This is a genomic window from Rhizobium sp. BK251, from assembly GCF_004345245.1.
GTDB lineage: Bacteria > Pseudomonadota > Alphaproteobacteria > Rhizobiales > Rhizobiaceae > Rhizobium.
Map to the genome: position 1 here is coordinate 443679 of NZ_SLUQ01000002.1, position 22425 is coordinate 466103.

At 61.0% G+C, this 22425-nt stretch carries 25 protein-coding genes, 1 tRNA gene and 1 pseudogene; 20 read left to right on the forward strand and 7 right to left on the reverse strand.

Translation table 11 applies throughout. The features are described 5' to 3' along the window. Positions 1–23 precede the first annotated feature (23 nt). Positions 24–1712: a GMC oxidoreductase gene (locus tag EV286_RS06025; protein ID WP_132956104.1), complete on the forward strand. Its 1689-nt coding sequence runs from the start codon at positions 24–26 to the stop codon at positions 1710–1712. A gap of 380 nt (positions 1713–2092) precedes the next feature. On the opposite strand, the pseudogene EV286_RS32375 reads toward EV286_RS06025, so the two are convergent. Continuing rightward, a pseudogene (locus tag EV286_RS32375) lies at positions 2093–2386 on the reverse strand (glyoxalase superfamily protein); the annotation flags it as partial. Positions 2387–2404: 18 nt separating this feature from the next. Next, complete coding sequence (locus EV286_RS06030) at positions 2405–3802, reverse strand: MATE family efflux transporter (protein WP_132956105.1); 1398 nt, start codon at positions 3800–3802, stop codon at positions 2405–2407. A gap of 421 nt (positions 3803–4223) precedes the next feature. Here EV286_RS06030 and EV286_RS06035 point away from each other — a divergent pair, with 421 nt between their 5' ends. The 3 genes from EV286_RS06035 (at position 4224) to EV286_RS06045 (ending at position 7712) form a co-directional block, all read left to right on the forward strand. Next, positions 4224–5759 carry a DUF1254 domain-containing protein gene (locus EV286_RS06035; RefSeq protein ID WP_132956106.1) on the forward strand — a complete coding sequence of 512 codons (1536 nt, stop codon included), beginning with the start codon at positions 4224–4226 and terminating at the stop codon, positions 5757–5759. Between the two features lie 167 nt (positions 5760–5926). Continuing rightward, complete coding sequence (locus EV286_RS06040; protein WP_132956107.1) at positions 5927–6397, forward strand: hypothetical protein; 471 nt, start codon at positions 5927–5929, stop codon at positions 6395–6397. Positions 6398–6629: 232 nt separating this feature from the next. After that, the gene (locus tag EV286_RS06045) at positions 6630–7712 is read left to right on the forward strand and encodes a patatin-like phospholipase family protein (RefSeq protein WP_132956108.1); all 1083 of its coding nucleotides are present in this window, start codon (positions 6630–6632) and stop codon (positions 7710–7712) included. 93 nt (positions 7713–7805) lie between these two features. Here EV286_RS06045 and EV286_RS06050 read toward each other — a convergent pair whose 3' ends face one another. Continuing rightward, the gene (locus EV286_RS06050; protein ID WP_132956109.1) at positions 7806–8288 is read right to left on the reverse strand and encodes an isoprenylcysteine carboxylmethyltransferase family protein; all 483 of its coding nucleotides are present in this window, start codon (positions 8286–8288) and stop codon (positions 7806–7808) included. A gap of 224 nt (positions 8289–8512) precedes the next feature. Between EV286_RS06050 and EV286_RS06055 the strand changes: the two genes are divergently transcribed. The 9 genes from EV286_RS06055 (at position 8513) to EV286_RS06095 (ending at position 16104) form a co-directional block, all read left to right on the forward strand. Continuing rightward, positions 8513–8797 carry an acylphosphatase gene (locus EV286_RS06055; RefSeq protein ID WP_132956110.1) on the forward strand — a complete coding sequence of 95 codons (285 nt, stop codon included), beginning with the start codon at positions 8513–8515 and terminating at the stop codon, positions 8795–8797. Positions 8798–8950: 153 nt separating this feature from the next. Next, complete coding sequence (locus EV286_RS06060) at positions 8951–11371, forward strand: arylsulfatase (protein ID WP_132956111.1); 2421 nt, start codon at positions 8951–8953, stop codon at positions 11369–11371. Between the two features lie 9 nt (positions 11372–11380). Beyond that, the gene (locus EV286_RS06065) at positions 11381–12067 is read left to right on the forward strand and encodes a hypothetical protein (RefSeq protein WP_132956112.1); all 687 of its coding nucleotides are present in this window, start codon (positions 11381–11383) and stop codon (positions 12065–12067) included. A 53-nt stretch (positions 12068–12120) separates the two neighbouring features. Beyond that, complete coding sequence (locus EV286_RS06070; protein WP_132956113.1) at positions 12121–12468, forward strand: hypothetical protein; 348 nt, start codon at positions 12121–12123, stop codon at positions 12466–12468. A 242-nt stretch (positions 12469–12710) separates the two neighbouring features. After that, positions 12711–13967, forward strand: coding sequence for an NAD(P)/FAD-dependent oxidoreductase (locus EV286_RS06075; RefSeq protein ID WP_245500619.1), 1257 nt, complete (start codon positions 12711–12713; stop codon positions 13965–13967). Positions 13968–14182: 215 nt separating this feature from the next. Beyond that, positions 14183–14545, forward strand: coding sequence for a DUF1428 family protein (locus EV286_RS06080; protein ID WP_132956114.1), 363 nt, complete (start codon positions 14183–14185; stop codon positions 14543–14545). A 67-nt stretch (positions 14546–14612) separates the two neighbouring features. After that, the gene (locus EV286_RS06085) at positions 14613–15035 is read left to right on the forward strand and encodes a secondary thiamine-phosphate synthase enzyme YjbQ (RefSeq protein ID WP_132956115.1); all 423 of its coding nucleotides are present in this window, start codon (positions 14613–14615) and stop codon (positions 15033–15035) included. Positions 15036–15161: 126 nt separating this feature from the next. Further along, the gene (locus EV286_RS06090) at positions 15162–15491 is read left to right on the forward strand and encodes a hypothetical protein (RefSeq protein ID WP_132956116.1); all 330 of its coding nucleotides are present in this window, start codon (positions 15162–15164) and stop codon (positions 15489–15491) included. A 229-nt stretch (positions 15492–15720) separates the two neighbouring features. Further along, the gene (locus EV286_RS06095) at positions 15721–16104 is read left to right on the forward strand and encodes a hypothetical protein (protein WP_132956117.1); all 384 of its coding nucleotides are present in this window, start codon (positions 15721–15723) and stop codon (positions 16102–16104) included. 162 nt (positions 16105–16266) lie between these two features. Here EV286_RS06095 and EV286_RS06100 read toward each other — a convergent pair whose 3' ends face one another. After that, positions 16267–17016: an SIMPL domain-containing protein gene (locus EV286_RS06100; protein WP_132956118.1), complete on the reverse strand. Its 750-nt coding sequence runs from the start codon at positions 17014–17016 to the stop codon at positions 16267–16269. 162 nt (positions 17017–17178) lie between these two features. On the opposite strand from EV286_RS06100, the gene EV286_RS06105 reads away from it, so the two are divergent. The 3 genes from EV286_RS06105 (at position 17179) to EV286_RS32740 (ending at position 18372) form a co-directional block, all read left to right on the forward strand. Then, positions 17179–17254: transfer RNA gene (locus tag EV286_RS06105), tRNA-Ile, on the forward strand. A gap of 158 nt (positions 17255–17412) precedes the next feature. Further along, positions 17413–18063, forward strand: coding sequence for a hypothetical protein (locus EV286_RS32380; protein ID WP_245500620.1), 651 nt, complete (start codon positions 17413–17415; stop codon positions 18061–18063). Positions 18064–18240: 177 nt separating this feature from the next. Further along, on the forward strand, positions 18241–18372 hold the full coding sequence (locus tag EV286_RS32740) for a hypothetical protein (RefSeq protein WP_281041078.1): 132 nt from the start codon (positions 18241–18243) through the stop codon (positions 18370–18372). 25 nt (positions 18373–18397) lie between these two features. Here EV286_RS32740 and EV286_RS06115 read toward each other — a convergent pair whose 3' ends face one another. Together EV286_RS06115 and EV286_RS06120 are read right to left on the reverse strand one after the other, a co-directional pair. Beyond that, a complete protein-coding gene (locus EV286_RS06115; protein ID WP_132956119.1) occupies positions 18398–18664 on the reverse strand; it encodes a helix-turn-helix domain-containing protein in 267 nt (88 codons plus the stop codon). A 10-nt stretch (positions 18665–18674) separates the two neighbouring features. Then, positions 18675–18893 carry a helix-turn-helix domain-containing protein gene (locus tag EV286_RS06120; protein ID WP_132956120.1) on the reverse strand — a complete coding sequence of 73 codons (219 nt, stop codon included), beginning with the start codon at positions 18891–18893 and terminating at the stop codon, positions 18675–18677. A 95-nt stretch (positions 18894–18988) separates the two neighbouring features. Here EV286_RS06120 and EV286_RS06125 point away from each other — a divergent pair, with 95 nt between their 5' ends. The 4 genes from EV286_RS06125 (at position 18989) to EV286_RS06140 (ending at position 21470) form a co-directional block, all read left to right on the forward strand. After that, positions 18989–19399 carry a helix-turn-helix transcriptional regulator gene (locus EV286_RS06125; protein ID WP_132956121.1) on the forward strand — a complete coding sequence of 137 codons (411 nt, stop codon included), beginning with the start codon at positions 18989–18991 and terminating at the stop codon, positions 19397–19399. After that, on the forward strand, positions 19396–19749 hold the full coding sequence (locus EV286_RS06130; protein ID WP_132956122.1) for a hypothetical protein: 354 nt from the start codon (positions 19396–19398) through the stop codon (positions 19747–19749). Before EV286_RS06125 ends, EV286_RS06130 begins: the two co-directional genes overlap by 4 nt. Positions 19750–19827: 78 nt before the next feature. After that, a complete protein-coding gene (locus EV286_RS32845) occupies positions 19828–21150 on the forward strand; it encodes a HipA domain-containing protein (RefSeq protein WP_132956123.1) in 1323 nt (440 codons plus the stop codon). 17 nt (positions 21151–21167) lie between these two features. Continuing rightward, positions 21168–21470 (forward strand): helix-turn-helix transcriptional regulator, encoded by a 303-nt coding sequence (locus tag EV286_RS06140; RefSeq protein ID WP_132956124.1) that lies wholly within the window; start codon positions 21168–21170, stop codon positions 21468–21470. Between the two features lie 101 nt (positions 21471–21571). On the opposite strand, the gene EV286_RS06145 is transcribed toward EV286_RS06140, so the two are convergent. After that, complete coding sequence (locus EV286_RS06145) at positions 21572–22423, reverse strand: hypothetical protein (protein ID WP_132956125.1); 852 nt, start codon at positions 22421–22423, stop codon at positions 21572–21574. Between the last annotated feature and the right edge of the window lie 2 nt (positions 22424–22425).

A 22425-nucleotide genomic window follows, 5' to 3' on the forward strand; every position in this document is an offset into this window, starting at 1 on the left:
AGCATCAGCCATGTAGGGACACCATGACCTTCAGTGCCTCGACCTATGTCAATTTCGTTTCGGAAACCGGCGCCGCCGAACAGCGGCTTTTCCTGCGCTATATCGGACCGAGGGACGACTTCGACATCATCATCGTCGGCTCGGGCATGGGCGGCGGCATACTTGCAGATGACCTCGCCGATCGGCTCGGGCACAACAAGCGGATCCTCGTGCTCGAGGCCGGTTCCTTCGTCTACCCGACGCATGTCTACAATCTCTGCCGCTTTTCCAATGCGAGCGTCGCCAGGCATTTCGGCTGCGACACCTTCTGGCAGCCGGGGGATTCCTCGTCGCAGAACTACATCGGCGAGAAACCGCAGCTCAATCTCGGCGGGCGGTCGATCTTCTGGTCCGGCCTGATCCCGTCGATCCAGCCCTGGGAGCTCGAATTCTTTCCGCCGCGGGTGAGGGGCGACCTTGCCGCAGGCCTTCTCGACGAGGCGGGCGAGACGATGAACGAGTCGCGCACGCTGGGTGCGACGGCTGCCGCGGTCGTCGCGAAGCTGCGGCAGAGTCCGCTTGCAAACGACTTTGTGATCGAGGAAACACCGCGCGCCCTGCACCAGCCCTATCTCGAACCCGACGGCACGCCGAAGAACGAGTTCTTCACCGAACCCACCGGCGTCTTCAATACCGCCGAGCTCCTCATCAACCAGCTCGGGCTCACGCCGGGCGTCAGCCATGGCGATGGTCCCGGCCTGCAGCTGCTGCTCAACAGCTACGTCGAGGACGTGCAGAACCACGGCGACCATTTCGAGCTCGTGACGCGCAACACGCTGACCGGCCAGATCCGCTTCTTCAAGGCCGTGACGGTCGTGCTTGCCGCGGGCTCGCTGGAGAGCCCCAAGCTCCTGCGCCGGTCGAGCATGTTCCCCTGGTTTCCGGACCATGCCAAGGCGCTGATCGGGCGGGGGCTCACCGACCATCCGACCTCCAACGAGGTCAATACCTTCGTGACCAACATCGGCAATGTGGCGATCCCGCGCACCGATCATGCCAAGATCATCTTCTATTCGCGAGGGCTGCGCGATGGCGGCCAGATCCGCTTTCCCTTCAACGTGGAAATGAACATCAACCACGAATACTGGCACCTGCGCGAGAACGATCCGAACTCCCCGGATTCGGCGGATCCGCCCCCGGGCGGCCTTGCTGGGCCCTCCCGCCTCGACATCAAGTTCAGCTTCGGAAACCCGCTGGACGACGTGAACGAAGTGAAGCCCGCTCCGCCATTCGGCTACGTCCCGGAGATCGCCTTCCGCAACATGAGCTGGATGGACTATCTTGCCGGATCGCGCTTTCCCGCCGTTGCCGGGTGGCACAAGAATTTCGACGAGATATTCGCGGTCATGAACGACGTGACCCACCGGATATTCTCCCAATTCCAGATCGATGGCCAGCCGGCGCGGCCGGAGGGCGAGGCGTGGTTCGGCCAGCAGGGCAAGGGTTTCGGATGGGGAACGGTCCATCATTCGGCCGGGAGCCTGCGCATGCCCTACCGACCGAGCCTCGGTGCGAACTTCGACTTCGCCTCGGTCGTGGACGAGGACCTGCGCGTCGCCGGCACGCAGAACCTCTATGTCTGCGACATGTCGGTCATGCCGTTCAGCTCGGCGGCTAACCCGGTGCGCACGCTCGCCGCACTCGCGCTGCGGCTGTCGCGGCATTTCGGCTGAGGGCGTCGCGCCGCCGGCTTGCCGCTGGTTTTCCGGGAGGTCAAAGAACATGCCCAACGACCGGACGGGCAGAGACCCTCCGGTTTTGCGGCATCGAACGGACGGGGCGGCGGAAGCTGCCTCGTAAGTTAGAATTTGGTGACACCTTCCGGCGCCCCGTTCGGCGGTTTTTGCCCGCAACTGCGGTCCCTCTGCGCGGATGATCGGCACCTTTTACAGGGCGACGCTCGACGGATTTTCCCGCGGCGCCGCGAAAGGCTTCCGGCCCGAAGGCCTTCGCCAGTCGCCGGTCCATTCATGTGTGCCGCACAGGCACGCCCCGCCATGTTGCAGGCGAGAGGGGGACCATTTTCTGCGAACCCCTTGGCGGCCGGTCTGCGTCAGGACCAACCGCAAGGCGCCGGCCCCGCCTCGCCGGTGACGCTCACCGGTGTATCCGAGGGCAGGGCGGGGAAAGTATAGGCATTGGACGCGAAGGCGGGGACGTTGGAGGGCTTAAACCGTTGGTTTTGTTGAGGTGAGCTTCCTTTTTCTCCTCGAGGAAGTGCTGACATGGTGTTCCAATCGCGGGCGCCATTCTGTCGGGGGATCAGTTCCAGCGCCTGGGGATGACATATCACCGTGCCTCGGCGGTGGGTGCGTGCTTCAGAGAGTCCGGGTTGCGCCTTCGCTTCCGCAAATGTTTCTGACGGTCAGGGCAGGCCCTCCATGACCTTCAGCCCGATACCTGCTGCCGCTCCCCGCGCCTTCAGGGAGGCAGCAAGCACAAGGGTTCCGATCGTTGCGGTCAAGCCATCGGCCAGCGGGTAGGCGAACCAGATTGCATCGGCGCCCCAGATCGCCGCAATGAGCGTGACCAGAGTTGGAAGCAGTACGAAGGGCTTTGCCATGGTCAGAAGAGCTGCACGGGCTGGTCGGCCGATGGCCTGGAAATAGAGCCCGAGCACGAATACCGGCCCCGACAGCAGATATAGTGCCGCCATGGGACGGAAGAGCCGCCCGACCTCGCCGACCACATCAGGGTCCGTGACAAAGGCTGCTCCGAGGACAGTCCCTTGGCTCAGGAGCAAAATTTCCACGGCAAGACCGTAGAACAACGCGGTTGCAACGGCGATCCGCAGGACATTGTCCGAGCGGGCGTAGAGACGCGCTCCAACATTGTTGCCGACGATGCTCTGCATGGCCATTGCAACAGCCATGACCGGCAGGAAAGCAAAGCCAAAAATCCGTGTCGCAATCCCGTAAGCGGCGATGGTCTGGGTGTGATCTGCGCTGCCCGCAAGACGCAGCGCCACAACCACGCTTGCGGCCGAAAGCGCCATTCCGACGAAGCCCAGGTTGACGGGGGCGCCCAGCGCGGCCATGCGTCCCCAGCCGCTGGTCCAGCGGTTGCGCCAAAGGCTGCCGAGCGGCATCATGCCCGCGACGTGCCGACGCAGCCCGGCCAGAAGCGCCAGTCCCAGCCCCTGCGCCAGGGCCGTGCCGAGGGCCGACCCTGCAACACCGAGTTCCAGCAGCACGATCAAGACGTAGTTCAGCACAATATTGATGAGCGTCACCGCAAGGGACATGAGGGCCATCAACCCGGCTCGCCCCTCGTTTCTCCAGGCATCGGCGTGAATTCCCAACAGGAATTGTACCGGTGTGGAAAAGACGGTGATCGCGACGAAGATCCAGACCATCCCGGCGACCGGACCATCGGGTCCAGCAACGCCCAGGGCGAAATTCCACCCCCCGGCAAGGAAGATCAGGATCAGCGACGAAGCGATCATCACGGCAAGACCGTGAGCACCGGCGAATGTCGCGGCGGCGGCCTCACTGGAGCCCGCGCCAAGCTGGCGAGCCAGCAGGCTGGACATCCCCCCGCTGACAAGGGCCGAAAGCGCGATGGTCAACATCAGCACCGGAAAGGCGATGCCGACCGCCGCCATGGCCCCCGCCCCGACGAAGTGCCCAAGAAAAACTGCGTCTACGATGCCGAGCATGCCGTTCATCACCATGATGACAACCATGGGCAGTGCGGTCGCGGCAAAGATCCTGCCCGAGGGGGCAGTCAGAAAACGATTGTCGGGTGACTGTCGCAAAGACATCACTCACTCCTCCAAAGAGGCATTTCGACTATGATGGGGGGCCTGCATTGCCCACCGACGAAATGCTTCGAGGGTGAGAAGGGTCTATGTGTGCCGGGCTTTACCGTGACTTGCGTCTGCAGGCGGCAGGTTCCCGCAACCTGAATCACAACAATCATCACAGCCAAGCATTGTCAACACGAGCGTGTGTTTCGGGCTGAGGCCGCAAAGACTTCAAAGAGCCTGTGTGTCGCCAAGCTTCCGCAGACTGCCTTGAGCAGGCAGTTGCTATTTGATGCTGCGGACCCGACGTCACGTGCACTCGGTCGATTCGTTGCCTCGTCAGCCCTGCCGGCTGGATCGGTTTCACTTTGCGTGTCAAATTGCGAGGCGTGATATGAGGTATTCACGCATGCAAATCGCGAAGTGAGAGGTCACCTCCATGAAAAGCACGCTTTTCCTGCTATCCGCGACTGCCATTGCCTTCGTATTCGGAGCATCCAACCCAGTCGTGGCCGACCAGGCGCGTTTTGACAGTCTCGCCGATCTTCCCTTTGAGCAGAACCGTCCGACTCCCGAAACAGCTGCTGCCCTGCTGTCCGAACTGAAGTTCCAGCAGGCCACCCAGGCTTACCTGTGGGCGCTGCCGCTGATCAACACACTGGGGATGAAGTACGGCTCCGAAGCGACCTTCGGAGCGGGATACAACGTCCTGCCTGTCTGGAAGGAGCGCCTCGACCCCAAGACGCTGGTCACGACGCCGAACTCCGACGTCATCTACGCCATGAGTTATGTGGACATGGGCGAGACCGGACCGGTGGTGTTCGAAGCGCCGCCGAATCTGCAGGGCATACTTCTCGACTTCTGGCAGCGGCCGATCCCGGTCGATGGCGGAAAATTCGCAGGCGACGTCGGCCTGCCGGGACCGGACGCAGGCAAGGGCGGCAAGTTTCTCGTCCTGCCGCCCGGATACGCGGGAGACGTGCCTGATGGCTACTACGTCTACCGCTCCGGAACCAACAACCTCTTCATCTTCCTGCGAGCATTCTATAACGACCCGAATGATCTACAGCCTGCGGTTTCGTTGATGGAGCAGGCAAAAGTCTATCCGCTGAACCTGCCTGCGGCCGAACGCAAGCCGATGCAGTTCCCGAATGCATCCGGCGTTGCTGCCAACATGTTGCCGCGCGCCGACATCTCCGCGTTCGAACAGCTCAAGTGGCTGGTGGACAGCGAGGGCCGCAACCTCGCCGACGCTGACGGCCTGGGCATCCTCGCCAATGCCGGACTGGTTGCCGCGCAGCCCTTCACCCCGGATGCGGAAACCAAAGCCATCCTCGATGCAGCAGCGAAGACGGGCTACAAGATGAGCCGCGCGATTGGCAGGATGCCCGTCGTCAACGGTCGCGACTATCGGGTGTGGAATGACCGACAGTGGCTGAACCCTGTCAACAACGCCACGGAGCCGGGTCCGGAAAAATCCATGGACCTTAGTTTCCGCAACAGGAAGGCGGGTTTCACCGAGGTCGTGCCGCGCGCATGGTTCTCCACCGACTACTACTCGATCAGCCCCGGGATGGTGTCGCAGACGCCAGGCCGGGGGGCCGCGTACCAGATCACCTTCAATGACGCGGACGGCGAGCCGCTGAGAGGGGATGGCTCGTATAAGCTCACCCTGCCTGCCAATGTACCTGCCAAGCTGTTCTGGTCGTTGACCCTCTACGAAGCGGAAAACGCCTCGGGCCTGGCGACCGAGGCGCGACGGTTCCCCTCGCTCGGCTCCAGGGACAAGCCCGTGCAAAACGCCGACGGAACAACAGACCTCTACGTCGGACCAAAAGCGCCGGATGGCAAGCAGACGAACTGGCTTCCCACCGCGCCGGAACGCGGCTTTTTCGCGATCCTTCGCCTCTACGGTCCGGAAGAAGCCGCGATCAACTACAGTTGGAAACCGGGCGACCTGGAGAAGGTCAAATAGCCGCCGCGACGGCTGCCGGCGCATTGTGGAGGAACGCCAATGACCGCGGCCGGCGCTTTGCGGTCCTCGGTGCAAAACGAGTAGGTTCGATTTGATAAAACTAACGCTAACGCAATGTTTTTTTGATACTTGCAACCGATAATCCCCCGCAATCATCGGGGGTGAAGATGCGCATCTTGATCGTTATTGGGGCAGCGGCAGCCGTGATCGGCGGCACAGTTGCTACATTCAAAGTACCCAACACCGCGGGCCAGCAACAGGTACTCGCCAGCTATCAGGCCGATCCGAAGGCGACACTGCTTAGCATAGAGACTGCAATCCTAGAATGCGTGCCGGGTATCGCGCAAAGCCGTGTTGGCATGAGTTTTACCAGGAGTGTCATCGCACCGCTCTATGTGCACTTGCTCCATCTGAGAAAAGAGGGAGCGGATAAGGCCGCTATTTCCGCTCAAATGCAAAAATGGATAGTAAATGAACATCCGAAGGTTTTGACCGGCCTTCCCGACAAGGAATTTCTTGAGTTGGTCAGCTATCTAAAGAAAACGGGCGAAGACGACGTCGAGAACTGCATTCTCTCGGCGGTGTCTAAACCCGCGAATCTAGGCGGCGACGCGAGCCGCTGGAACCTGCGGCTATAGGTCACCAGAGCCCCGGTGATGACCGCAATTGGTGCAATACGGCCAATCTCACTTCGCGAAACGAGCTGGCAGTTGCGACTACTTTCCGCGGACGCGGGCAGATGGTGACGCACGACACATTGGGCATCTTCTTTCGCGTCTGAAAATCAAGACTTGCCACCGGCCCTGTTTTCGATCTTAGATTGCTGCACTGCGACAGACTATCGCGACCGCGAAATCGGGAGGGACTGTTATGGCCGTGCAGCAACGCAGGAAGACCGGCGCATCGGACGACACGCGATCGCCGCTTGCAATCGACCTTGCCTTGCAAGGTGGCGGTGCCCACGGCGCGTTTACCTGGGGCGTCATCGAACGCGTTCTGGAAGAACCCTGGCTCTCCGTGGAAAGCATCAGCGGCACATCGGCCGGTGCGATGAACGCGGTGGTTCTCGCCTACGGCTACACGCTGGATGGTGTTGCCGGCGCCACCGCGGCGCTCGAAACCTTCTGGCGCCGCGTGAGCGATGCGGCGCGCTACAGCCCGTTCCAACGCACGCCGCTCGATGTGATGACGGGAAACTGGTCACTCGACAATTCGTCGGCCTATGTCTTTTTCGACCTGATGAGCCGGCTCTTTTCGCCCTACGAAATCAATCCGGCGAACATCAATCCCCTGCGAGACATCCTGATCGAGAGCATCGACTTCGAGGTCCTGAAACGCTCGCCGATCAAGCTGTTCATCAATGCCACCAACGTGCGTACGGGGCTGCCTAGGGTCTTCCGCAACGCCGATCTGAGTGCGGATGTCATCTTGGCCTCGGCCTGCCTGCCACTGCTCCATCAGGCCATCGAGATCGATGGCGATCCCTACTGGGACGGCGGCTTTTCCGGAAATCCGCTGCTTGGCCCGCTCGTTGCCGAGAGCGTCGCGCGCGACGTGCTGCTCGTCCAGGTCAATCCCATCGAGCGTGGCGGCGTGCCGAAGACGGCACGCGAAATCCTCAATCGAATGAACGAGATCTCGTTCAACGCGAGCCTCAAGAAGGAATTGCGGGCAATTGCGGTGTTTCAGCGGACACTGGCTGATAGCGGACAGGCGCCGCACGAACTCGCCTGGGCCAAGGACTGGGCCGAGGTACGGCTTCACCGTATCACCACGCCACGCATGATCGAGCTCAACGCGTCCTCCAAGCTCAATGCCGAATGGGCGTTCCTGACGATGCTGAGAGACGATGGCCGCGCAAGCATGGAGCAGTTTCTCGCCGACCATAGCGACGATCTCGGAACGCGGCCGACCTTCGATATCGCCAATCTGCTCGATACGGTCCTGCAGTAGGGCAGGGATACTTCCCGCAGGCTTCTGCCGCCATTAGATGCAGCCTGACAAGACGCGCAGACGAGAGCAAGTGCAGGCTGATGGCCGGTCCGGCTACAGCCAGCGGCGGACCCGGGCCTTGTAGGCGAGATAGACGCCGCCGAATTTCCGCTCGAGATAGGCCTCCTCGCGGGCGACCACGCCATAGCGAATGACGAGGTAGAACGGCACAAGCAGGACGATGAGCCACAGGCTGTCGAAGGCAAGGGCGAGGCCGGTGAGGCCGAGGAACATGCCGATATAGATCGGGTTGCGCGTGAAGCGGTAGGGGCCGTTGTCGACGATCGTCGCCGTCGGCTGGGTGGTCTGGATCTGCGTCCCCGCGCGGCGGAGGGTCGTCGCCGCCCAGACCAGCAGCCCCAACCCGGCGAGGAACACGACGCCGCCAAGCCAGGATGTCGGCAGGCCTGCGGGAACGAACGGCAGGGGATGGAGCCGGTCGAGCACCAGCCCGGCAATCACCGCAATCACCCAGGCGAATGGTGGCCGCACCACTGCAGCCGAACTGTCGCGCAGGTTGCCGGTCGCCTCATTCATGGCCGCCCGTCCAATCCGCTCCTATCACTCGGGGCCTCCAGCGCACGGAGCCCGTGCTCTGCGATGCATCGGCGAGAGTCTACGTCGCTTCGAAAGGGATTTGAAGGCGGAAGGTTCAGGCGAACGTCCGAGCGGCTTGCATGCGACGGTCGCCGTCAAGAGCGCTTGCATTCGCCGGCGCGTCTTCCCATTCTTGCTGTCATCGATTGATCGGAGGAGCGGTCATGGCCAATGACATTGAAGCCGTGCAGGTCCGCATCAGCGGCCGGGTGCAGGGTGTCAGTTTCCGTTGGTGGACGCAGGGCGAAGCCGAGCGGCTGGGCCTTGCGGGTTGGGTACGCAACGAGGCAGACGGAAGTGTCGTCGCCGTCATCGCGGGGCCGGGTGAGGCGATCTCGAAAATGGTCAAGCGCTTCTGGGATGGGCCCCCTGCCGCTGTCGTCTCTGATGTGCATACGGAACCCGTGGCACTTTCCGAGGTGCCGACCGGGTTCCGCATCACGGGCTAGCTCGGCCGAACGCGAAGCGAGGCACCTGTTCTTCCGGAAGCCGGGGGTAGCTGGCGTTGCAGCGAATCTTTGACTTGCGTCATTGTCGGCCCTCTATATTTTAGAATATCGTTATATAAATTGGCGTTTCTTCGAGCCGGGGGGCTTTCAGCCATGAAAATTGGTCGCTGCATGTTTGCGGGCGCGGCTTTTTTCGCGCTTGGTTGTGTCTCGGGATGGGCTCAGCAGGTGACCGGCGCGCCAGGTGCGCCGGGGGCCACCACGACGATCGACGGAAAGCAGCTTCCGCCGCCCGATCCGAAATTCGGCGGGGTGATCAACGAAAAGGCTTCCGAATCGACGCCCTGGTGGGCGCCGCGTGTCGTGCCGCCCAAGGGCGCGCCCAACGTGCTGCTGATCATGACGGACGACCAGGGATTCGGCGCCCCAAGCACGTTCGGCGGCGTCATTCCGACGCCCGCCATGGATCGCATTGCCAACCAGGGCCTGCGCTTTACAAATTTCCACTCCACGTCGCTGTGTTCGCCGTCACGCGCCGCACTGATTACCGGGCGCAACCATCATTCGGTCGGCTTCGGGGTCGTCGGTGAAATCGCGACCGGCTTTCCGGGCTACGATTCGATCATCCCGATCGAGAAGGGCACGATTGGCACGATCCTTCGTGACAACGGCTACGCCACGTCGTGGTTCGGCAAGGACCATAACACGCCCTCCTACCAGTCGAGCCAGGCGGGACCGTTCCACCAGTGGCCGAACGGCATGGGCTTCGAATATTTCTACGGCTTCGTCGGCGGCGACGCCAGCCAATGGCAGCCCAACCTGTTCCGCAACACGACCGCCATCTATCCGTTCGAGGGCAATCCCGGCTGGAATCTGGAGACTGCCATGGCCGACGAGGCGATCGGCTATATCAGGCAGCTGAAGGAGGTCGCTCCCGGCAAGCCCTGGCTCGTCTATTACGTGCCGGGCGCCACCCATGCGCCGCACCATCCGACATCGGAGTGGGTGAAGAAAGTCTCCGACATGCACCTCTTCGACGAGGGCTGGAACAAGGTGCGCGAGAAGATCTTCGCCAACCAGAAGCGCCTCGGAATCATGCCGGAAAGCGCCCAGCTGACGCCGTGGCCAAAGGGGCTGCCGGAATGGGATACGCTCAGCATCGAGGAGAAGAAGCTCTTCGTCCGGCAGGCAGATGTCTACGGCGCCTACCTTGCCTATGCCGACAACGAAATCGGCCGGGTGATCCAGGCGGTCGAAGACCTCGGCGAGCTCGACAATACCCTGATCATCTATATCGGCGGCGACAACGGTGCGAGCGCCGAGGGCATGGTCAATGGCACGCCGAACGAGTTCACCACCTTCAACGGCGTCGAGGTTCCGGTGAAGGACCAGTTCCTCTGGTATCCGTTCTGGGGCTCGGAGCGGACGTTCCCGCACTATGCGGCCGGCTGGGCCTGGGCGATGGATACACCGTTCAAGTGGGTCAAGCAGGTGCCGTCGCACTTCGGCGGAACCGCACAGGGCATGGTCATGTCCTGGCCGGGCCACATTACCGACGTTGGCGGCATTCGCCGGCAGTTTCACCATTTCATCGACGTCGTGCCGACCATTCTCGATGCCGCCGGCATTGTACAGCCGGAGGCGATCAACGGCATCCAACAGGAGCCCATCGAAGGCGTCAGCATGAAGTACACATGGGACAAGGCGAACGCCAACGCCCCGACCACGCACAAGACCCAGTATTTCGAGATGCTCGGCAATCGCGCGATCTTTCACGACGGGTGGGTGGCCGCAACGACGCCGGCAACGCTGCCCTGGGAGCTGAGCACGAAGACGCCCCCGGACGTGATCACCGGCTACAACTGGGAACTCTACAACGTCGCCGAGGACCCGACCCAATCCAATGACCTCGCCGCCAAGATGCCCGACAAGTTGACGGAGATGCAGGCTCTCTTCTATTCAGAAGCGAAGAAATACAACGTGCTGCCGCTCGACAATACGACGCTCGCCCGCTGGAATACGCCGCGGCCGAGCCTCACCGCCGGGCGGAGCGTGTTCACCTATACGGGCGGGCTGACCGGCGTGCCGGCAAGTGCGGCGCCAAGCACGCTCAACAAGTCCTATACGATCACCGCGGAGGTAGAGATACCCAGTGGCGGTGCGGAAGGCATGATCGTCACGCAGGGCGGGCGGTTCGGCGGCTACGGGCTGTTTCTCAGCAAGGGCGAGTTCGGCGTCGACCGGGGCAGGGTGGTGTTCCTCTACAACCTCCTCGATCTGAAGCGCACGATGTGGGAGGGGCCGGAGCTCGATCCCGGCAAGCATACGATCGTCTTCGACTACAAGTCCGACGGTCCCGGCCTGGGCAAGGGGGGTACGGGGATACTTTCCGTCGACGGCCAGGAAGTGGCCACGAACTCCATGGAACACGGGATTCCGATCACCTTTCCCGAGGATGAGACCTTCGACGTCGGCCAGGACACGCGGACCGGCGTGGCATTGCTCGAATATCGCTACGACACACCATTCAAGTTTGCCGGCAAGATCGACCAACTGACTTTCAACCTGCACTAGGAGAGATCAATGAGGGGAAAGCACATCATATGCGCCGTCGCGATAGTCGCGTTGGGCGCCGTTCTCGCGCCGTCGGCTTCGACGGCCCAAAATGCGATCAAGGCGCCTGCGAGCAAGAACATAGGCACGACGAGCACGCAGAAGAGCGAGCTCGTCCCCTCCCTGATCGTCATGAACTCGGCCGGCGCCACGCTCAGCGGTGACACGCTGACGCTCACGGGGATCTCCAACAACTCGATCCTGTTTGCCGATCGCCCGGTCCGCTCCGCGGGCCACGCGCTCACCGCGCATCTGCTGGAGGAATGGGCAGAGGGCGGCGGCTTCGAGAAGGATCCACCCAATGCCACCGTCTCGGTTCTCAACAAGGACGCCTCGGACGTCGAAGACGCGGTCGTCGTGCTGAAGGCGCCGAAGATGGAAGGCGCCAACCTGACCTTCAAGGTGGATGTGCTCGAGGGCAGCCTCAGCAAGGCAGACGGGCCGGCCTCGATCTTCATCGACATCATCGGCATGCCGCGCACGCCTCTCTCGTTTGCCGGCGCCGCGCGCCGCACCGCATATCGGGGAGCCTGGTATGGCGCAGCCGGTGCCGCGGCAGTTGGTGCGGCAGCCGCGGGCGCCTACTACCATCCCTACTATCATCCTTACTACGGCCCGCCGGCGTGCGGCTACTATCCGCTGCCTCCGTGCTACTGAGGTAGTTGAGATGCGGCCTCCGCCCGGCACAGTGACCTAAGGAGGCCGGCGCGATGACGAGAGTGCTTGCGATTGCCGCCGCCCTGGAAGTGGCCACCGGAGCAGCACTGCTCGTCGTCCCGTCGCTGGTCGGGGAATTGCTCCTCGGAGGCGCGCTCACCGGAATGGCGGCAGCCGCCGCCCGGGTGGCGGGCATAGCCCTCATTGCGCTTGCGGTCGCCTGCTGGCGCAACTCGCCGCTCTTGGGCATGTTGACCTACGGCGTTCTCGTCACGCTGTATCTTGCCTATCTCGGCCTTTGGGACGGGATGGCGGGTCCGCTCCTGTGGCCGGCGGTCGGCCTTCATGCGGTTCTTTCGACCCTTCTCGGACGAGCCTGGCTTGCCGCCGAGGCTGGATAAACGATTTTCCCACGGGTGCTTTCGTTTCGAAGGGACGTTCCCAGGCACAGCCAAGGCCGCGATCGTCGTCAAAAGCCGACCTTGCTTTCCGGTTTGGCGAGCGCGCTGCGGCGCAGTTTCATGAGGTTACGGGGCTGGAAAATCAGGTGCGCTCGGCCAGTCGGGTCGCGATCCGCGACGCTGGACTAATCGCCGTGAACAAGGCTTAATGCCGCGCGGGGATGGCTGGGGGGCTGCCGATCATGAGATCACCGTGGCAAGTGAATGGCAGTGCCGATGTTCTCGATGCTGTCGTCGTCGGGGCCGGCTGGGCGGGCCTCGGCGTCAGCTATTGGCTGGCACGGAGAGGCCTGCGCCATAGCGTCCTGGAACGGGGCCGCATAGGAGAGACCTGGCGCACGCAGCGATGGGATTCCTTTCGGATGAATACCCCCAACGTGCAGACCGTCATGCCTGGCGACCGCTATGACGGCGACGATCCATCCGGTGCCCTGACGCGCGACCAGTTCGTCGCTCTCCTCGAGGACTTCGCCAGACGCAACGCGCTGCCGATCGAACCGGATACTGCGGTGAGCGAACTCACGCACGAGAATGACGCGTATCGGCTGACCACCGCACGCGGCACGCTTTTGGCGCGGAACGTGATCGTCGCAAGCGGCAGCCTGAATTGCCCGGTGCGCCCCGCTTGCGCCGCTGCGTTACCGCCCGGCCTTCGCCAGATCGACGCTTCCGGCTACCGCAGCGCTGCGGATCTCCCCGATGGCGCGGTGCTGGTGGTCGGCAGCGGCCAGTCGGGCGTGCAGATCGCCGAGGAGTTGGCGCAAGCAGGCCGAACAGTCTTCCTTGCCACCAGTCGTGTCGGACGGCTCCCGCGGCGCTACCGGGGCCGCGACATCATGGTCTGGCTCCTCGAATGCGGGTTTCTCGACGTGCGGCGGGAGGAGGTCATTCGACTTGCGGGACGCATCCCGCCCCGCGGCGTGCTTGGCTCGCTGCACACGATAAGCCTTCAAGCGCTCAGCGCCCAGGGTATCGTGCTTCTTGGGCGATTGACTGGCGTCGAGGATGGCGCCGGCCTCTCGTTCGCCGACGATCTCGAAGCGAATGCTCGCTTTGCGGATGAAGCCTCCGACAACATCAAACGCCATATCGACGACTATATCAGCCGCGCTGGCATCGATGCGCCCGCTTCGGAACCCGACCCGGCGGAGACGGTCGCGATGCGACAACCGAACCCGGCGATTGCTTCGCTTGATCTTGCCCGGTCCGGTATAACGACCGTGGTGTGGTGCACGGGCTTCAAGGGCGATTTCAGCTGGATGAGGCTTCCCGGTGCGCTCGATGCGGCGGGACAGCCGGTCCACGAGGATGGCGTGGCCGCCCTGCCGGGCCTCTACTTCGCCGGGTTGGATTTTGCCTCCACACGCAAGTCAGGCATAATATTGGCAATCGGCGAGGAGGCGCCCCGCCTTGTCGAACACATCGCAGGGCCTTCGTGACAGCCTTGGCGCGAAGCGGCCGTAGCTGAGCGTTCACGGCTGGTGGCACTTGCTACCGAATTCCGCGAAATTACCGCGCCGGGCGGTTCATGCCGGGCCGCTTTGGCGCGATATGGATGCTCGCGGCAAGTTCTGCGCAGGAAGTGCAACCCGGCTGTCGGACGGGCAGGGGCTCGCACGTCCTTGAGGGGCACGACATAACCAGGAGGATTGTCATGACCTATGCTGATGGCTTTGTTCTCGCCGTTCCGAAGGAGAATATCGAGGCCTACAAGGAGATGGCCCGCAAGGCCGGCGAAGTCTGGATGGAATTTGGCGCGCTTGAATATGCCGAATGCATCGGCGACGACGTGCCCTATGGCGAGCTCACCTCATTTCCGCGGGCGGTGCAGGCCAAGGAGGACGAAGTGGTCATCTTCTCCTGGATCGTCTACGAAAACCGCGAGCAGCGGGATGCCATCATGGCCAAGGTCATGGTCGATCCGCGCATCAGCGGCGAGAACATGGTGATGCCCTTCGACGGCAAGCGGATGATCTATGGCGGCTTCCAGACATTTGTCGAGCACCGTGCCCGCTGACGGCCGTACTTGACTTTGCCGGCGCTGCGCGCGACCTCACCCGTGCGCAGCAGCCGGAGAAGACCCGATGCCCCAGACCATCCTTTCCATCCGCACCGACGGACAGGGACTTTACGAGTTCACCGATCGGGCGGTCGATTTCGTGCGGGCGGCCGGCGTGGGCGAGGGGCTTCTCACCGTTTTCGTGTGCCACACCTCGTGCTCGCTTCTCATCCAGGAAAATGCCGATCCGGATGTCCGGCGCGATCTCGACGCCTTCTTCCGGCGGCTTGTTCCCGCCGCCGATGACCCCGCGATGCGCTGGGTCATCCACACCACGGAAGGCCCCGACGACATGCCTGCCCATATCAAGGCGGCGCTGACCCAGGTGTCGATCGGCATTCCCGTGACAGGCGGCAGGCTGGTGCTCGGCACCTGGCAGGGGATCTACCTCTTCGAGCATCGCGACCGGCCGCACCGGCGCGAAATCGTGTTGCATCTCGGCGCCTGATCCGTTTCCCCGTCATGAACGGATTCTGAATGGCCGGTTCGAACGCCGTTCAGTTTCAAGCAGTTATGGTCCGATCAATCCCCTGAGGGAGACGAGATCGAAATCCATGACCCACGGAGACACCCGATGAAGAGCATTTTCGCAAAAGCCGGTATCGCAGCCCTGATCGCCCTCGGCGGCCTTTCCGCCACCATACCCGCAGCCTCGGCCGCCGGCTGGGAGCGCAACAACGGCGGTTACCAGATGGGCCACGACAGCCGCCGCGACTGGGACGGCCCGCGCCGGGCTTGCTCGCCGGTCCAGGCGGTCCAGAAAGCGCGCTGGCACGGCATGAACCGCGCCCACATCTCCGACATCTCTCCGCGCCGCGTTGTCGTCGAGGGCAGGGGCCGCTACGGCTGGGGCCGCGTGGTCTTCGCCAATGTCAGCGGCTGCCCCCTGATCCGCGCGCACTGAGCGGGCTTGCGAAGCACCAAGTGCGCCGTTCCCCCCGAAAATGGGGGACGGCTTTCATCTCCGCTCCACGAGAATCGGCTATCTTGCCCCCAATTCGCCTCGGTTCTGTATGAACCACGCTGGGCCGGTTGATTCTGTCGCGGTTCAGTTTCATCCGTCCAATCTCGCGTCGATCGACAGAAGCGCGGCTTACGATGCGAGTTTCCGGTTTCTCTACCATGGAGTTCAAATGATCAATTACATTGCAAAGGTCGGCATGGCGGCGATGCTTGTCGCCGGAACCCTGGCGGGTTCGGTCATTCCGGCTTCGGCGCAGGTTGGCGTCGACATCTATCTCGACGGCCCGGATCGCCGCCCACCGCCGCCGCCTCCGGGTTATGGCTATTACCGTCCGCCGGGCCCGGACTATGACCGTCCGCCGCCGCGCGGCTACGGCCGCCCGCGAGGATGCGATCCGCAGCTCGCCGAGGACATCGCGCGCGACTACGGCCTGCGCCGTGCCCACGTCGTCGACGTATCGCCGCGCAATGTCGTGGTTTCCGGCTTCGGGCGCCGCGGCCCGGACCGCATGTACTTCGCCAATGTCCGAGGCTGCCCGGTCGTGCGCCGCTAAGGCGCACTTTTCGGTCCGCAATGAAGCAACCGTCCCTTGTCCCTCCTCGGAGGCGACCTGGGGCGGTTTCTTTTTTCCTCGACCCCACAAAAAAGCGCCGCCGGCAGAACCTGCCGGCGGCGCAAAGTTTGGCGGATGCCCCGCCTAACGCCCGAGGGTGCCTTACTGCTCGAGGGCGAAGGTCACGTTGACGGTGATGTTGTAGCTGTTCTCGCCGCCTGCGACCGGAGGCGCGCCGGCATCGGAGGCTTCCTTCATCATCGCGGCGCGATAGACAGGCTGCGGGATCGGGCGGAGCTGGTTCTCGCTGATCTCGATGATGCGGCCGAGCTTGACGCCGGCCGCTTCCGCGAGCGTCTTGGCCTTGGCGGCCGCATTGGTGACGGCGATCTTGCGCGCCTCTTCGAATGCGCCTTCCGGCTTGTCGTTGGTGAACTGGATGTCGCCGCCCTGGTTGACGCCGAGGGTCACCGACTGGTCGATGATCGCCCCGAGCTTGGTAAGGTCGCGGATCCTGACCGTCAACGTGTTCGTTGCCTGGTAGCCGATGAGCTGCGGCTGTTGCGGCTGGCCGTCATTGCTCTGCGGATAGCTGTATTGCGGCTGGATCGAGAAGCCCGACGTCTGCAGGTCGCGGTCTTCGATGCCGCCGGCCTTGAGCGCCGCGAGCACGTCCGTCATCGCCTTGTTGTTCTCGTCCAGCGCCTCGCGCGCCGTCTTTGCCTGACGCACGACAGAGAGATTGACCACCGCCATGTCGGGCGCCATGACCGATTCCCCTTCGCCGGTCACCATGATGATGGCCTCGCGCGGCTTCGTCTCCTGCGCCATGGCTGCGCCCCCGGCAGCGGCGAGAAGAAGGCCGCCCAGAAGTGCGGTCCGAGCGAAATCCCTGGTTCGTGTCAATGTCATGATTCGTTCCTTGGTTGACGTTTCCCGAAACGCTTTTGTCTATTGATTGTGAAGCTATTACGGCGACGGCTTGTAGCTTATGGCAAATTGGGCTAGAGCGAAACGCACTCCGGAGAGCCATTGCTCCGGAGCCTAAGCGCGGGCCCGTCATCTGCCCCCGCCGGGCCTGTAGCTCAATGGTTAGAGCCGGCGGCTCATAACCGCTTGGTTGGGGGTTCGAGTCCCTCCGGGCCCACCATTTCTGTCTTCGGACGTTGTTTTTCCATCGTTTTTTCCTCGATTTGTCTCACCGGAATTCCGCTTCGGTGAAAGTTGGACATTTTTGCGGGCCACGTAGGTTTTGCGGCGCTCGAAACCGGCATCGATGATGCGCTTTGACTGTGCGGCTTTGGTGTAGTGCTGCGCCATCTTGGAATCAGACCAGCCGAAGATCGCCATCAACTGATGTTCGGTAGCGCCGGCCTCGGCGAGGATCGTCGCGGACGCCTTTCTGAGGCCGTGCGACGAACATTCCGGCAAATCAGCATCATTGCACCACTGGCGCATCTTGTTGCCGAACCCGTTCCCGCTGAACGCCTTGCCGTATTCGGTGACAAGGAAGGTCGGCTGATCATGTGTGATCGCGTCCAGCGCCTCGCGAAGCTCGTCTGTGACGGGCAGGCTAAGCGACTGCGCATATTTGCCCGAGCCCTTCTCCGGCATGAATTCGATTCTGTCCCCGACCAGATTCCGCCAGCCGAGCTTGACCAGATCCGAACGTCTGACGCTCAAATTCAGCATCAGTTCCATTGCAAGCCGGGCCATGGAGCCCAGCGAATAGGCTGCGCGATAGCGCGCCAACTCCGCTTCACTCCAGGTGTGGAAGCCGGGCGAATTGTGGATTTTGGTGACGCCATTCGCAGGGTTGAAGGTCGCAAGTTCGGCGCTGATGGCCCAATTGAACAGCGCCTTCAGATACTTCACCAGCTTGTCGGCCGCGCCCGGCGTGTCGCTGCGCTTCATCTGACTGGCTTCGATGTCGGATTTGCGGATCTTCTTGAAGGGTAACTCGCCCACATTGCTGCAATAGCGATTGAGAACGCTCTTTTTGTCCTTCTGCGTGGCCGGCGACTGGCTTTGAAATGCCTTGGACCGATAATAGGTCTCGACCAGCCAGCGAACCGAGCCTGGCTCCCGTCGGGAAATCGGGACAGTTTTCTCGCCACGATCGCCAGCGAGAACGCGGTGATACTCTTCCGTAAACGCCTGGGTGACGCTGCCGGCCTCGTCCAGATAGGCGGACGTCATCCGGTACTTCGGCATGCCTGGAAGGCGGAGATAGAACCGCTCGTTGCCGTGCCGGTCGATATCCCGTGAGCAATATTTGAAGGGGACGCGCTGATTACCCGACCGCGTAATCAAACGGGTTTTCACCATCGTCTTCGTCTCCGCTCAATCCCTGTTCTTTGATGTCGTACCAGGACGCGCGGATTTCCTCGGCATCCCAGCGGCGCAAAGCGCCGATCTTCACACCTTTCGGCATCAACCCACGGCGCACCCAATCGTCAAAGGTGCCCGGTGACACGTCGAGAAGTTCCGCCGCACGGACGCGGCTCACCGCGACCTTGTAAATTGAACGTGGGGTCGCCGCTTCAGCTTGCTGCTTCATATGCCGTTCCTCACGTTCTGGAAGCGCTATCGGTAAGCGCCAAAGCCTTCTGCTTGGGCTCGACCATATTCGCCGCCAGGTACTCATCCACGGCGTTTTCCGGCAGAAACAGACTTCCTCCGATCCGGACATGCCGGATTTCCTGCTTCGCAATCAAGTTGCGAATGCGTGCGATCGGCCATCCGGAGCGATCTGCGAGCTGTTTGGGTGATAAAAGCTGAGATTGCATAACTGCCCAACTCCATAGAGATAATTCGACACAAGACAGAACGAATCATATAATCGCGTTAGTCGCAACATGTTTATCGCATTCGAGATATTTTGATGCAAGACGGATTTTTGGAAGCGATGGGGCAAAGGCTCGGGAAAATCCGGAAGGACTCCGGGCTCAAGCAAGTACCCTTTGCCGAAGCGCTTGAGGTGTCGCAAAGCGCTTACAACAGTTACGAGCGCGGAAATCGCGAGATGCCCGCGAAGCTTCTCCGCCTCCTGCATGTGAAATTCAACGTGAATCCCGCGTGGATGCTGACAGGAGAAGGAAGCCCTTACAATCGGGACAAGGTCGACTTGTATCACCATGTCACTGGGGCGGTTGACGCATTCATCGCAAGGGAAAACTGTCAGGTGCAACCGGAGAAGCGCTTGAAGCTCATCCGATTCCTGATCGACTACGCCGAACAACACGGCGAATTCACAGAGGAAATCGCAGAAAAATATCTGAGGTCAGCGATATGAGTAAATCGAGCTTCGAAGAGCAAGTAATGCAGGGGGTATATGTTCTGGGACGCCAGCGCGATCAACTGGCATCCGAAAAGCGAAAATTAGCAAGACGGTTGCGCTATGCCCAACATTCGGCCCGCCTATCGAGCCTTTCGAAGCAATACGATTTCGGGATGGTCTTTTTCGCGGCGATGGGAGCCGTCTCGCTCATCCTGTTTGATGCAAGAATCGGTTCCGCTGCTTGGTTGACGCCCGTGCTTAGCTTTTCAATGTTGCTGTTCGCGTCTGGCATTGCGTTGAAAGGCCGAAGGATGGTCAGCCGGATCAAATGCTTCCATAGCCGTTTCGGTAGCTGGCAATTCTGACGGAAGTTATTTAACCCACTTTGATGGGTTGAATAACTTTAAAAAATGCATTAATTGAACCATTGAAAGGGTCAGTTAATGCGCCTTACGCTCCAAACCCATTTTGATGGTGAGTGGCATCACGCCGCGACGCTAGAACTCAAGGACGATGCGGCCGGCTTTCAGGGCGCGTCCATCGTCGATTACGATCTCGACTATTTCGTCCCTGTGGCATCGGCGGAATTTTCGGCCGGAAAGACGGTCCGCGACCATCGGGCCTTGTCAGTCCGTTATCCCGTTGATCTCGAAAATCGATATAGCCGCAGCTGGCCGCCGTTCCTTCTGGATCTCATGCCCCAGGGTCATGCAAGGCGGAAGCTTGCCGAACACCTCGGCCTTGCTGAAGGCGCGCGCGCTTCCGATCTCCCGCTGCTTCTGCGATCGGCCACAGGCGGCATTGGCAATATCCGGATCAAGGAAGCAGCAGAGGCCGAAGCGGAACGGCTGCGCGGTGTTGAGCGGCAAGGCGTGACAGAAGCGGAAATCCTTGAGCGGTCGGATCGCTTCATGGAAGTCGCCGATCGCTTTGGAATGCTCGCGTCTGGATCAAGCGGCCTGCAAGGCGAATGGCCGAAGGTCTCGATGACCCAGGCGAATGACGGGCTATATTATCCCGACAGCTTCGTGACCGATGATGAGGCCGTGCGTCACGTCATTGTCAAGCTGGTGCGCAGCAACGAACCTGTGGACCGCCTTATTCTCGAAGGCGAAGCCCTCTACTCGCGGATAGCTCAAGAGATCGGTCTGAATGTCAGCGAACCCTCGATCTATGCCGAAGGTGTCCTGATCATTCCCCGTTTCGACCGGAAGAAGAGAGAAGGCGGCGGAACCGTCCGGTTGGGCCAGGAAAGCCTCGTGTCCGCCATCGGTGTTGCCGATTTCGGCCATGTAGGCACCCACGAGGCGTATATCGACGTTCTGCGCCAATATTCGGGCGATCCTTTCGCGGATACCTTTGAATATTTGAAGCGTGACATCGCCAACCTGGCGCTCGGCAATCCCGATAATCACGGCCGAAATTCGGCTCTTAGCAAGCATCCGGACGGCAAGATCCGTCTATCTCCGCTCTTTGATTTCGCACCAATGCGGCTTGCCAAAGAGGGGATCGTTCGCTCCACCCGCTGGGCGATGATGCGTGACGGTGGTCTCGATCATCTTCCCGATTGGAAGCGCATTTGCGCCGAACTGATGCCAAATCCTGATGAGCAGAAAGCTCTAGTATCTGCGCTTTACGCATTCGCCGGACACCTGCGGCTTGCACCGGACATGGCGAAAGATATGGGGGCGTCTTCGGAAATTCTGGAACGTGCGATGGGGCGCTGCATAGAGATAACAGACAGTGTTCTTACGGGGTGCCAGTGATGCCAGAGGAAAGCTAAATGGCTCGCTGGAAGAAACCTACGAAAGAAGAGATTCTTGAGAACCGCCGAGCACTGGCAGAGCGTGCTCGAACCGGTGACTTAAGGCTGCCCGGAGCCGTTGCGGATATCCGAAAAGGTTTCGGCATGACCCAAGAGGAGTTCGCCAAAACGCTTGGGCTCTCCAGGCGCCAAGTTGCAGAAATGGAAGCAGGAACGGCCAATCCTACACTGGAAACTCTAGAAAAGATTGGTCGGTTATTCGGCTTTGCTGTTGGCTTTGTTCCTCGGCTTGGGGACGCGGGATCGCATGTAAAAACGTAGGTTATAGTATTCAATCCAGAAGCGTCTCCTGTCGAATGCCAAGTACCAAGCAAATTTGTTGCGTCCCGACATTCGTTTCGTCTTGTTTGCTGAACGAATCGCTAATGTTTACTGTAGCTTTCGCTCAGAAGACCGGCGGCTTCTTTCAGCAACGGGAGGACCAGCTCCATAGTTTTCAACGTCGCATACCTCTGCCCCACAACTTCGAGCATTCCATTGATAGAGCCAAAAATCGCGGTGAATAATGTAATTAGATGGTTGTAAACAAAGGAGTCGTCAAAATTTCTTGGCGATCCGTTTTCATCAAGCGATTGCTCCCAAAACAGTTCCACCCCGTAAAATGTCCCGTGCAGGATTTCTGAGGCATCGCGATAAATGCTTGCAACTGCGACCGACATGGAAAGCTGAACGCCGGGATAACCAGAATAAATTGCATCTAGTTTTCGATGCACGCTCGCCCCGGCCCAATCCGTGATCTCGGATCCATTCTTTTGCGTGAATTCACCTAGCGCTTCCACCATTCCTGCGATGTCTTCCGCCGGGGTTGGCGGCGCTCGCCGCGGCAAGTTCAGTCCCGCAGGATCCTCGCGAAGCAGATTCCGATAGGCTTTTTGCATGGCATGCCGACGAGCCTTAAGTGCGACCTCTGGTCCGGCCGCCGTGATGTAGGCAACATTAACTGCACTCTCAAAAATCGATCGCCCGATCCCATAGCAGTCCCTGATACCCATACTGAATTCAGCTGTTAGTATCAGCACAGAACGCGTTGATGTCGCAATGCCTCGCATCAAGACCCAAATAACGCGAAGCATTTCTCGTTCGTTTCCGTCGAGGGATTCAGCCTGGGTCGCGGCTGCGCTAACCGTCGCCTCGAGTATAACCAGTTGCTTCGTAAGCAGATTACGCACGAGGTCACGTGCCTCATCAACAGGATAATCGCTAATATATGACAATG